The following is a 12,767-nucleotide window of genomic DNA, read 5'->3' as shown; positions in this document are numbered from 1 at the left end:
AAGAATAATTTGAGGAGAGTGGATAGTTTGTCAACACTTCGTGAAGAAGCACTTCACATGCATAAAGTGCATCAAGGAAAATTAGAAACTGTATCAAAAGTGAAAGTAGAAAATGCAAAAGACTTAAGTCTTGCATATTCTCCAGGGGTTGCAGAACCTTGTAAAGAAATTTATGACGATAAAAGTAAGGTATATGAATATACAATGAAGGGAAACATGGTAGCTGTTGTAACAGATGGGACAGCAGTACTTGGTCTTGGGAATATTGGACCAGAAGCATCTCTACCTGTAATGGAAGGTAAAGCGGTATTATTTAAGAGCTTTGCTGGCGTAGATGCATTCCCGATTGCTTTAAATACAAACGATGTAGAAAAAATTATTGAAACTGTAAAATTAATGGAGCCAAACTTTGGCGGTGTAAACTTAGAAGATATTGCAGCTCCAAACTGTTTTATTATTGAAGAACGCTTGAAAAAAGAAACGAATATTCCTGTATTCCATGATGATCAACACGGAACAGCTATCGTAACAGTGGCAGGTCTTGTAAATGCTCTGAAGTTAGTTGGAAAGAAAATGTCTGATATTAAAGTCGTGGCAAATGGTGCAGGTGCAGCGGGTATTGCGATTATTAAACTTTTATACCGCTACGGTGTGCGCGACATTATTATGTGTGACCGTAAAGGAGCGATTTACGACGGCCGCCCTGTTGGTATGAATCCAGTGAAAGAAGAAGTTGCAAAATATACAAATAAAGACCGTGTAGAAGGTTCTTTAACGGATGTTATAAAAGGTGCGGATGTATTCATCGGTGTATCTGTAGAAGGTGCATTAACGGAAGAAATGGTTCGTACGATGAATAACGATGCGATTATCTTTGCAATGGCAAATCCGGTTCCAGAAATCATGCCAGAAGCAGCAAAAGCAGCGGGTGCAGCGGTTGTTGGAACGGGTCGTTCTGACTTCCCGAACCAAGTAAATAATGTGTTAGCATTCCCTGGCATTTTCCGTGGTGCACTTGATGTACATGCTACCCAAATTAATGAAGAAATGAAAATGGCAGCTGTAGCGGCTATAGCAGAGCTTGTAACAGCTGATGAATTAAATGAAGACTATATCATTCCGGCGCCATTTGACGCGCGTGTAGCGCCTCAGGTAGCGGCTTATGTAGCGAAAGCTGCAATGGAGACAGGGGTAGCTCGTCGCCAAGTAGATCCAAATGAAGTTGCTGAGAAAACAAAACGATTAGCGTTGATTGGTAACGAATAAGCGAGGAGTTTTAATTGACATCATCAAATACAAAAGTATACCTCGAAATTGTAAAGAAAATTCGCTCCATTATGGAGGAGGATGGTTTAGTTGCAGGTGACCGTTTGCCGTCAGAGCGTGAGTTAAGTGCACGTTTGAATGTTGGGCGTTCGTCTGTACGAGAAGCATTGCGTGCTTTAGAACTGGTAGGATTAATTGAAACAAGGCGCGGTGAAGGGACGTTTATTCGTAACTTCTATGAAAATGGTCTCGTTCAATTGATTGCACCATTTTTATTGCAAGATGAAAAAACTAGACAGGATTTATTACAAACGAAACGATTAATTGAAAAAGATATGATTCGGATTGTCTGTAATTTAGCAGATGATACATTCTCTACGGTGTTAAGTAATTTAAAACAGGCGCTTGAGAGACAGGAAAGTTCAATTCAAGCGTTTCATCAAACGTTTTTCAAAACACTTATTGAACAAGTGGATAACTATTTACTATATCGCATTTGGATGATTGTAAATGATTATGTGGCAACCCTTTCTTGTAAAGTGTTAATAGACTCTATAGAGGTATATAGAAAACTTTACAAAGCTTTGGAAGCAAAACAGGAAGAAGAGACACTGAACATTTATGATGAATTGATAGAGAAAATACAGTTTCACTCGTAATGTATAAAATTTGTCGAAATGACCATGACACGTTATGACAAACAATCTACTGCATAGCGGTTAAAGTTAAACGTAAAGAGAGAGGTTATTAGACAGATTAAGAAAAGAAGGCTAACATCAATCTTTGGTGTTAGCCCCATTTTCTTCCTAACCTTAGCTCTCAACAAAGGGGGTCAAATTGTGCTAAGAGATTTATTCGTGAAAAAGAAAAAGTACGCTGCAATTCCTTCAGAACAAGTACGAAAAGATGTACCGGACGGTGTTATGACCAAATGTCCAAAATGTAAAAAAATTATGTATACAAAAGAGCTTCTGAAAAATTTAAAAGTATGTGTGAACTGTGGATATCATCATCCGATGAATGCATGGGAACGTCTCGATAGTATATTGGATGAAGGATCATTTCGTGAATATGATAAAGAAATGGTTTCTGTAAATCCACTTCAGTTTCCAAACTATGAAGAGAAATTAGAGAACGATCGAAAGAAAACAGAATTAAATGAAGCGGTTGTGACAGGTGAGGGAACAATTGATGAAATGCTTGTTGTTGTGGCTGTAATGGATTCTCGTTTTCGAATGGGCAGCATGGGCTCTGTAGTAGGCGAAAAAATTGCGCGTGCAGTCGAAAAGGCATATGAATTACAAGTGCCGTTTATCATTTTCACTGCTTCGGGTGGCGCTCGTATGCAAGAAGGTATATTAAGTCTAATGCAAATGGCAAAGACAAGTGTAGCTTTAAAGAAATATAGTAATGCTGGAGGATTATTTATTTCTGTTATGACGCATCCGACAACGGGCGGAGTTTCAGCGAGTTTCGCTTCACTCGGTGACTATAATCTTGCGGAACCAGGTGCACTGATTGGTTTTGCAGGTAGACGTGTTATTGAACAGACGGTGCGCGAGAAACTCCCAGAAGATTTCCAAACCGCAGAATTTTTGTTAGAACATGGCCAGTTGGATGCCGTTGTGCATCGCAATGAGATGAGAGAGTCACTCCGCAAGATTTTAGAAGTTCATCAAGGGGAGGGAATGGCTGTATGGCAGAACTAGAATTTGAGAAACCGGTTGTTGAGCTAAGAAATAAAATTCGTGAACTAAAAGAATATACGAAACACAGCCAGATGGATTTCAGTGAGGAGATTCGTATTTTGGAAGATAAGCTAGAAAATTTAGAGGAAGAAATATACGGCAATATGAAGGTTTGGGATCGCGTTCAAATTGCTCGGCATGCGGAAAGACCAACGACGCTTGATTATATTGAGCACTTATTTACTGATTTTTTCGAATGTCACGGAGATCGATTCTTTGGTGATGATGCAGCGATTGTTGGCGGTATTGCGAAGTATAATGGCATGCCTGTAACTGTAATTGGGCATCAGCGCGGGAAAGATACAAAAGAAAATATTCGCCGTAATTTTGGAATGCCTCATCCAGAAGGCTATCGTAAAGCGCTGCGTTTAATGAAACAAGCGGAAAAGTTTAATCGTCCGATTATTTGTTTTATTGATACAAAAGGTGCTTATCCAGGGAAAGCGGCTGAAGAACGTGGCCAAAGTGAAGCAATCGCTCGCAATTTATTTGAAATGGCGGGACTTACTGTTCCTGTTATTTGTATTGTTATTGGTGAAGGTGGTAGCGGTGGTGCCTTAGGTCTTGGAGTAGGGGATTACATTTATATGCTAGAAAATTCTACTTATTCTGTAATTAGTCCAGAAGGTGCGGCGACTATTCTTTGGAAAGATGCGACAAAAGCGAGAGATGCTGCGGAAGCACTGAAAATTACAGCAGCTGATTTGAAAGAATTAGGTGTAATTGACGAAATTATTCCAGAATCAAGAGGTGGAGCACACCGTAATATTTTAAAACAATCAGAAAATATCAATGTTGTGTTGCAGAAAACGTTTGAACAATTAAGTGGTATTTCGAAAGACGAATTAATTGAAAAACGTTATGAAAAATATATGAAAATTGGGCAAGTTTCGTTTTCAAACGCTTCCATTTGGGTAAAATAATAAAGGCGTGCGTTCCCTTTCGCGAATGCACGTTTTTATTGTGAAAAGACACATCTTCTCCATTGTATTTTTATATTTCTTCATGTTATTTTATTATAAGGCAAATAATCTTTATGAGGTGAGTACAAATGAAACGTATTGGTGTATTAACGAGTGGTGGAGATTCACCTGGTATGAACGCTGCTATTCGTGCAGTTGTTCGTAAAGCGATTTACCATGATATTGAAGTATATGGTATCTACCATGGATATGCTGGACTAATTTCTGGTCACATTGAAAAATTAGAACTTGGTTCTGTTGGCGATATTATCCACCGTGGTGGTACAAAATTATATACAGCAAGATGCCCTGAGTTTAAAGATCCAGCTGTTCGTGAAAAAGGAATCGAACAATTAAAGAAACATGGCATTGAAGGACTTGTTGTTATTGGTGGAGACGGTTCTTACCAAGGAGCTAAAAAACTAACAGAGCAAGGATTCCCTTGTGTAGGTGTACCAGGTACAATCGACAATGATATTCCTGGAACAGACTTTACAATTGGATTCGATACTGCTTTAAATACTGTTATTGATGCAATTGATAAAATTCGTGATACAGCTACATCTCATGAACGTACATACGTTATTGAAGTAATGGGGCGTCACGCTGGCGACATCGCATTATGGGCTGGTTTAGCTGATGGTGCAGAGACAATCTTGATTCCAGAAGCAGAATATGATATGGATGATGTAATTGCTCGTTTAAAACGCGGTAGCGAACGTGGTAAAAAACATAGTATCATCGTTGTAGCTGAAGGTGTTGGAAGTGCGATTGATATCGGTAAGAAAATTGAGGAAGCGACAAACTTTGATACTCGTGTAACAGTATTAGGTCATGTACAACGTGGTGGATCACCAAGTGCACAAGACCGTGTGTTAGCGAGTCGCCTTGGCGCAAGAGCAGTTGAATTATTAATGGAAGGTAAGGGCGGACGTTGTGTTGGTATCCAAAACAACAAACTCGTTGATCATGATATTATCGAAGCGTTAGCTCAAAAACATGTAATTGATATAGATATGTATCAATTATCTAAAGAATTATCCATCTAATCGACGTAATGTCGGATATTTGGGAACGGTTTCAGAAATTTCGGAGGTGCAATATGCGCAAAACAAAAATTGTATGTACTATAGGTCCTGCTAGTGAAAGTATTGAAAAATTAGAACAGTTAATTGAGGCTGGTATGAACGTTGCTCGTTTAAACTTCTCTCATGGTAGCCATGAAGAGCACGGAGCACGTATTAAAAACATTCGTGAAGCGTCTAAAAAGACTGGTAAAACAGTTGCCATCTTGCTTGATACAAAAGGTCCAGAAATTCGTACACATGACTTCGTAGACGGACAAGCTGAGCTAACAACTGGTTCAGAAGTAGTTATTTCTACTGAGCAAGTATTAGGAACTGCAGAAAAGTTCTCAGTAACTTATGCTGGTTTATATGACGATGTAAATCCAGGTTCTCGCATTCTAATCGATGATGGTTTAATCGAGCTAGAAGTAATCGAGAAAGTTGATGGAAATATTCGTACAAAAGTACTAAACAGTGGTATTGTAAAAAATAAAAAAGGTGTAAACGTACCAAACGTAAGCATTAAGCTTCCTGGTATTACTGAAAAAGACGTAAAAGATATCATCTTCGGTATCGAGCAAAACGTTGACTTCATCGCAGCATCTTTCGTTCGTAAAGCGGCTGACGTGTTAGAAATTCGTGAATTATTAGAAGAACATAATGCACAGCATATCCAAATCGTACCAAAAATTGAAAACCAAGAGGGTATCGATAATATCGATTCAATCTTAGAAGTTTCTGATGGCTTAATGGTAGCTCGTGGTGACATGGGTGTAGAAATTCCACCAGAAGAAGTGCCATTAGTACAAAAACGTCTAATCAAAAAATGTAACGTATTAGGCAAACCAGTTATTACTGCAACACAAATGTTAGATTCTATGCAACGTAACCCACGTCCGACTCGTGCGGAAGCAAGTGACGTAGCAAATGCAATCTTTGACGGTACAGATGCAATCATGCTTTCAGGTGAAACTGCAGCAGGGCAATATCCAGTAGAAGCAGTAACAATGATGGCGAATATTGCAACACGCGTTGAGAAGTCATTACAATATAAAGATATATTTAAGAAACGTATTAAAGAGCTTACACCAACAATTACAGATGCGATTAGTCAATCTGTTGCACATACAGCAATCGCTCTTGATGTAGCTGCAATCATTGCTCCAACTGAAAGTGGCTATACTGCAAAAATGATCTCGAAATACCGTCCAAAATCTCCAATCGTAGCTGTAACATCTGATGAGCAAGTATGTCGTCGTCTTGCACTTGTTTGGGGTGTACAAGCGTTTATGGCTAGTAAACGTGCGGCGTCTACTGATGAAATGTTAGATACTGCTATTCAAACAGGTATGGATGCTGGTCTAATTGGACTTGGTGATACTGTAGTTATTACAGCTGGTGTTCCAGTTGCTGAAACGGGTACAACAAACTTAATGAAAATTCATGTTGTTGGCGAAGAAATCGCGAAAGGACAAGGAATTGGTCGTAAAGCGGCAAAAGGTAAAGTGGTTGTAGCGAAAACAGCAACTGAAGCTGTTGCGAACGTAAAAGAAGGAGATATTCTAGTTACAACAAGTACTGATAAAGATATGATTCCTGCAATTGAAAAAGCGGCAGCTTTAGTTGTAGAAGAAGGCGGTTTAACAAGCCATGCAGCTGTCGTAGGTGTTTCAATTGGTATTCCAGTTATCGTTGGTGTAAATGGTGTAACAGAAACTTTAAAAAATGGCCAAGAAGTAACAGTTGATGCAGCTCGCGGAATTGTTTATAATGGACATGCGGAAGTGCTATAACAAGTAATATGGAGAGAAGGATGAGGATCCTTCTCTTTTTTTTACAACTTAAAAGGAAATTAGTAAAACTTCGATTGATGAGGGGTGTTACAAAGAAAAGGGATTAGGGATATGGGGACTGGTTCTTCTGGAAGATTGTGCAGCTTGCTAGAGGCAGGTGAAAGGAGTGATAGACAAGTGAAATGGCTTCTTGTTTTATTTATTTTAATACCAGCTCTTGAAGTGACGGTTTTGATTGCTTCAAGTCATTTGATTGGTGTATGGCCAACGTTTGTTATGATTATTGTTACAGCTGCTTTAGGTGCTTATTTAGCGAAACAACAGGGCTTTAAGGTACTTAGGGAAATTAGGATTAGAGTGAACCGAGGAGAGATGCCGGGAGATGCTGTATTAGATGGGATTTTTATTCTGGCAGGTGGAGTGCTTTTGTTAGTGCCTGGATATGTAACAGATGTAATTGGTCTTGTTTTCATCATGCCAGTGACGCGAAAGGTATGGAAGCAGATAGTAATGAGATGGCTAGAGTGGAAATTGAGAAGAAATACAACAATTATTGTACAAAAATAACTCATAGAACGAGGGGGTTCTGTGAGTTATTTTTTTGTCGAATTATAAGATGTATATTTATTCATTTGTAGAAAAAGGAAGAAAAGGTGATGATAAAAATACTGAAAATAGAATTAAAATACAAAATCATCCTCAATTCATGATATTTTATGCAAAAAAATAAGGGGTTAGCCATGATAGATGACTAAGTCCCTGATTTTTTTGTTTCTAATAAAAGTGTTACATAAGAAAGGTATTATTTTAAGGGAGTTCCCTTAATAAATCTCCATAAATCATGGAAGACATGTGCTTTATGCAATGTATTTAAGAGTACTAATGTGACTGGACCGACAATTAACCCTAAAAAACCATAGAGTTTAAATCCAACGAATAAAGCAACAAGTGTTGGAAGAGGATCAAGTCCAATATTTGATGATAGGACTTTTGGCTCCATAATTTGTCTTTGGACAATTACGATGATATATAAAATGAGCAGGCCGATTGCAAAGGCTGTATCTCCTGTAAAAAAGACATATATAACCCAAGGAACAAAGACAGCTCCTGTTCCTAAATAAGGAAGTAAGTCTACAATACCAGTTATTAATGCGATTGTGATTGCGTACGGTACTCGTAAAATTAATAAACCAACCAATACAATAATCGTTGTCATCGATACAAGGGTAAGTTGTGCTTTCACAAATCCAAATGACGCTTTTCTTAAATCTACAAAAATGGTCTTTCCATATCCGTGTACTCGGTTTGGAAGAAAATGTCTTGTTTTGTGAGCAAGTCTATGCCAATCAAAGCTAATAAAGAAAGTTGCTAAGAGAATAAAAACAAGCACAGTTAACGTAGTTGGAAGTGCGCTAATAAAGTTTGTTAACCCACTAATAATAGCGGTTAATAAATCTTTCATTTGCTTTGTAGCTTCCGTGCCCAGATTTTGAATGTTTTGTGTAATGGTATGTTGTTGAGATTCTCCAAGATGATTAAATTTAGAAATTAAATCGTCATAGAGAGGCATAATATTGTTAAGTGCAAATTGTTGTGCATATTGAACGATAGTCGGAAACTTGTCGGTAACAATTTGCAATAAGTAAGTTGTGGCAGAAATAACTTCTGTCACAAGGTATGTGACGAGCCCAACGATAGCGCCGAAAACGAGAATTAAACTGACGAGTACCGATAATGCACGAGGAAAGTGTAGGTTTCGGTTCAGAAAATTTACGACTGGATTAATCAAATAAGCAAATGCTAGAGCGATAATAAATGGATAGATGAGTCCTGCAATATAGATGAGAACATAAAACCCGATTATTGTTATCATAATGACTAAGATCAATCGTAATAAGATATATAGTGAGTTACGATTCAAAGATGCTTACCTCCCATTCCAAATTGTATTGTGTTATAGTGGAATGATGGATTTATCCTGCTATTTGCGAGTGTTAGGATACAACGAAAACGGCAAACCACCCTCTCGTAAAAGCTTGATGATAAGAATTAACCAAACAGAAAAGTTATTTTCACATGGTAAGAACCTCACTTTATTTTCTTTTTATTTTACCTGTTTCTTTTCAGAAAAGAAAGAAAAGGAATCTGGTTTATCCCGTTATTTTAGGGCAGTAAGACTCCCCCTCAAGGTTCAAAGAGTAGCAAGGAAGATAGGTGGGAGTAGGGCTGCCCGTAACAGCCCGATTGGTGAGGGCTCATAATCAGTGGGGATGAAGAAACTCCTACTGATTAAAGTTTCACTTTATGGCTGTATACTTATTATTCATTCTGGCTTAAGTTTTCAAAACGTAAAAGTTGTATGCAACATTTGTATCGTCCATAAAGTACTTAGGATAAAGACTTTATATCTGGTATAACGATGTGTTTAACAGTATTTTTGTTTGGAAACAGGTTCATTATTTTCAGAAAGGAAGTATAATCATGATTAGTCAATCAACGTTATTTTTATTCATACTGCTTATTATTGGGTTAATTGCTAAAAATCAATCATTAATTGTAGCCATTTGTGTGCTATTTGTATTAAAGTGGACATTTTTGGGAGATAAAATTCTACCCTATTTACAAACGAAAGGGATTAATCTCGGAGTAACAGTCATTACAATAGCGGTTCTTGTTCCAATTGCGACAGGTGAAATTGGTTTTAAGCAACTGGGTGAAGCGACGAAATCTTATTATGCATGGATTGCTTTAGCTTCAGGAATAGCGGTTGCGCTATTGGCAAAGGGTGGTTTGCAGTTGCTAACGAACGATCCACATATTACAACTGCACTTGTATTTGGAACTATTATTGCAGTTGCTCTATTTAATGGGGTAGCTGTAGGACCGTTAATCGGAGCTGGAATTGCCTATGCAGTCATGAACATTATACAGATGTTTAAGTGAAAAATTTTATAGTAATATAAATTTTTTGAATTCTTTCCATTCACAAAAGTCAGATAATTGTTTATAATAAGGATAGAAACTAAAAAAGGTTACATAACAACAAAGACTTACACCAGATAAAATAAAAACAACATAAAACAATTTTTAGTGATATTGTTTTATGTTGTTTTTATCATAAACTCTTCGAAACTAGTTTTCCTCACCATCTGTAGTTCTAAGTGTGAGGAGTCGGGGAGAAACTCACGCTCATGCTTTAGACAAATAAAGCAATAGAACTTACATGATGGGGATATCACAACAAGTTGCATGATCGTGCATTTTGCTTGTCTAAAGAGTGAACGGGCGTTCATAATTTAGAAGGAGCGCAAGTGGATACAAGGTTGGGAGAATTTTCAGGAAAAGGAGAGAGTGTCATGACTGTTATTCGAGGTTTAGAAGGGGTAGTAGCAACAACATCATCTGTGAGCTCAATTATTGATGATACATTAACGTATGTTGGGTATAATATTGATGATTTAGCAGAAAACGCTACATTTGAAGAAGTCGTATACTTATTATGGAATCGCAGATTGCCTAATGAAGCTGAATTAGTGGAATTCAAGGAAACTTTATCCAATTATTTGGAAGTTCCAAATGAGATTTTCACATATTTAAAGCAAGTAGACTTAAAGATTGCGCATCCGATGTCAGTTTTACGAACAGCGATTTCCATGCTAGCATTATATGATGAGAGCGCTGAAATCATGGATGAACAGTCCAATCGTTTGAAAGCGGTTAAATTACAAGCTCAAGTCGGAACAATTGTTGCAGCATACGCAAGAATTCGTAAAGGTTTAGAGGTTGTTGAACCAAGAAAAGATTTATCATTAGCAGCAAACTTCTTATACATGCTAAATAATCGTGAACCGAATGAAGTTGAAATTGAGGCTTTTGATAAGGCGCTTGTCCTTCATGCAGACCATGAATTAAACGCTTCTACATTTACAGCGCGCGTTTGTGTTGCTACACTTTCAGATGTATATTCTGGTATCACAGCAGCGATTGGCGCGCTAAAAGGGCCTCTTCATGGCGGGGCAAATGAAAATGTAATGAAGATGCTAAAAGAAATTGGTGAAGAAGAAAATGTAGAATCCTATATTCATAATGCGCTTCAAAATAAAGTGAAGATTATGGGATTTGGTCATCGTGTATATGAACATGGTGATCCACGTGCAAAACATTTACGTGAAATGTCTAAGAGATTATGCGTGCTTTTAGGAGAAGAGAAATGGTATAATATGTCTGTGAAAATAGAAGAGATTGTAACAAGAGAAAAAGCTCTTCCGCCAAATGTCGATTTCTACTCTGCTTCTGTATACCATTGTTTAGGAATTGACCATGATTTATTTACACCAATTTTTGCGATTAGCCGCATGTCAGGCTGGTTAGCTCATATTTTAGAACAATATGAAAATAACCGTTTAATTCGCCCGCGTGCTGAATATAGTGGACCGACGCATCAAAGATACGTTCCGCTAGCACAACGCTAAGTAAAAAGCACTATTTCGATAGTAGAAATAAACCTTTAAAAGTCTGACTGTTTAGGAAAGAAGTAATGATTGGAATATTTTAATTTGACTAACGGTTTGAACTGAGGGTTATTCCCTCAGTCTCATACATATGAAATTTCAAACATGGGGGTTATCACAGTGACGACAGGAGAAAAAATTACTGTAACAAATGGTGTTATGAATGTACCGAACAATCCAATTATTCCTTTCATCGAAGGGGACGGAATTGGACCGGATATTTGGGCAGCTGCATCTCGTGTATTAGAAGCGGCTGTAGAGAAAGCTTATAATGGTGAGAAGAAAATTATTTGGAAAGAAGTGCTTGCAGGGGAAAAAGCATTCAACCAAACGGGTGAATGGTTACCAGAGGAAACTTTAAATGCAATTCGTGAGTATTTAATTGCGATTAAAGGTCCGCTTACAACTCCTGTTGGTGGTGGAATTCGTTCTTTAAACGTAGCGCTTCGCCAAGAGTTAGATTTATATGTATGTTTACGTCCGGTTCGTTATTTTGAAGGTGTTCCTTCACCTGTAAAACGTCCGGAAGATACCGATATGGTTATTTTCCGTGAAAATACAGAAGACATTTATGCTGGTATTGAATATGCAAAAGGATCTCCAGAAGCAGAAAAAGTTCTTGCTTTCTTAAAAGATACAATGGGTGTAAATAAAATCCGCTTCCCAGAAACATCAGGAATTGGTATCAAACCAATTTCAGAAGAAGGGACAAAGCGTCTTGTTCGTGCTGCAATTCAATACGCAATTAACGAAAAACGTTCCTCTGTTACATTAGTTCATAAAGGAAATATTATGAAATTCACAGAAGGTGCTTTCAAAAATTGGGGTTATGAAGTTGCTGAACAAGAGTTTGGTGATAAAGTATTTACATGGGCAGAATATGATCGTATTGTTGAAAAAGATGGCAAAGATGCAGCAAATAAAGCGATGGCAGAAGCTGAAGCAGCTGGTAAAATCATCGTAAAAGATTCTATTGCAGATATTTTCTTACAACAAATTTTAACACGTCCACGTGAATTTGATGTTGTGGCAACAATGAACTTAAATGGTGACTATATCTCTGATGCACTTGCAGCTCAAGTAGGTGGCATTGGTATTGCTCCAGGTGCAAATATTAACTACGTGACTGGTCATGCAATTTTTGAAGCTACTCATGGTACGGCTCCGAAATATGCAGGCTTAGATAAAGTAAACCCATCTTCTGTTCTTCTTTCAGGAGTATTATTGTTAGAACATTTAGGGTGGAATGAAGCAGCAAAATTAGTAACTGGGGCAGTGGAAAAAACAATTGCTTCAAAAGTGGTAACATATGACTTCGCACGTCTAATGGATGGTGCAACTGAAGTGAAATGTTCTGAATTTGCTGATGCTCTTATTAACAATATGGACGTAGCAGTAATTAAAAACGCATAATAAAAGC

At 37.7% G+C, this 12,767-nt stretch carries 11 protein-coding genes; 10 read left to right on the top strand and 1 reads right to left on the bottom strand.

The window, feature by feature from the left end; genetic code table 11:
* Positions 1-57: 57 nt before the first annotated feature.
* The 7 genes from ystJ (at position 58) to MR056_RS08200 (ending at position 7,403) form a co-directional block, all read left to right on the top strand.
* Positions 58-1,266 (top strand): NADP-dependent malic enzyme, encoded by a 1,209-nt coding sequence (ystJ, locus tag MR056_RS08230; RefSeq protein ID WP_162208216.1) that lies wholly within the window; start codon positions 58-60, stop codon positions 1,264-1,266.
* A 14-nt stretch (positions 1,267-1,280) separates the two neighbouring features.
* Positions 1,281-1,925, top strand: coding sequence for a FadR/GntR family transcriptional regulator (locus tag MR056_RS08225; RefSeq protein WP_048724065.1), 645 nt, complete (start codon positions 1,281-1,283; stop codon positions 1,923-1,925).
* A 180-nt stretch (positions 1,926-2,105) separates the two neighbouring features.
* A complete protein-coding gene (gene accD, locus MR056_RS08220; protein WP_012095745.1) occupies positions 2,106-2,975 on the top strand; it encodes an acetyl-CoA carboxylase, carboxyltransferase subunit beta in 870 nt (289 codons plus the stop codon).
* Positions 2,963-3,937, top strand: coding sequence for an acetyl-CoA carboxylase carboxyl transferase subunit alpha (gene accA, locus MR056_RS08215; RefSeq protein ID WP_012095744.1), 975 nt, complete (start codon positions 2,963-2,965; stop codon positions 3,935-3,937). The genes accD and accA overlap by 13 nt, the downstream gene beginning before the upstream one ends.
* 128 nt (positions 3,938-4,065) lie before the next feature.
* The gene (gene pfkA, locus MR056_RS08210; RefSeq protein ID WP_012095743.1) at positions 4,066-5,025 is read left to right on the top strand and encodes a 6-phosphofructokinase; all 960 of its coding nucleotides are present in this window, start codon (positions 4,066-4,068) and stop codon (positions 5,023-5,025) included.
* A 53-nt stretch (positions 5,026-5,078) separates the two neighbouring features.
* Positions 5,079-6,836: a pyruvate kinase gene (gene pyk / locus MR056_RS08205; protein WP_012095742.1), complete on the top strand. Its 1,758-nt coding sequence runs from the start codon at positions 5,079-5,081 to the stop codon at positions 6,834-6,836.
* Between the two features lie 177 nt (positions 6,837-7,013).
* Positions 7,014-7,403, top strand: coding sequence for an FxsA family protein (locus MR056_RS08200; protein ID WP_041810576.1), 390 nt, complete (start codon positions 7,014-7,016; stop codon positions 7,401-7,403).
* A gap of 235 nt (positions 7,404-7,638) precedes the next feature.
* Here MR056_RS08200 and ytvI read toward each other — a convergent pair whose 3' ends face one another.
* Positions 7,639-8,757, bottom strand: coding sequence for a sporulation integral membrane protein YtvI (gene ytvI, locus MR056_RS08195; protein ID WP_087099276.1), 1,119 nt, complete (start codon positions 8,755-8,757; stop codon positions 7,639-7,641).
* 560 nt (positions 8,758-9,317) lie between these two features.
* Here ytvI and MR056_RS08190 point away from each other — a divergent pair.
* The 3 genes from MR056_RS08190 (at position 9,318) to icd (ending at position 12,760) form a co-directional block, all read left to right on the top strand.
* Positions 9,318-9,779: a DUF441 domain-containing protein gene (locus MR056_RS08190; RefSeq protein WP_012095739.1), complete on the top strand. Its 462-nt coding sequence runs from the start codon at positions 9,318-9,320 to the stop codon at positions 9,777-9,779.
* Positions 9,780-10,159: 380 nt separating this feature from the next.
* Entirely contained in the window at positions 10,160-11,308 is a 1,149-nt protein-coding gene (citZ, locus tag MR056_RS08185) for a citrate synthase (protein ID WP_176371957.1), read from the top strand.
* A gap of 159 nt (positions 11,309-11,467) precedes the next feature.
* Positions 11,468-12,760: an NADP-dependent isocitrate dehydrogenase gene (gene icd, locus MR056_RS08180; protein WP_012095737.1), complete on the top strand. Its 1,293-nt coding sequence runs from the start codon at positions 11,468-11,470 to the stop codon at positions 12,758-12,760.
* Positions 12,761-12,767: the final 7 nt, after the last annotated feature.

It is taken from the genome of Bacillus cereus group sp. BfR-BA-01360 (assembly GCF_022663595.1).
Classification (GTDB): Bacteria; Bacillota; Bacilli; order Bacillales; family Bacillaceae_G; genus Bacillus_A; species Bacillus_A cytotoxicus.
The sequence above is the reverse complement of the archived record's forward strand: the minus strand, read 5'-3'. Positions and strand labels throughout refer to the sequence as shown.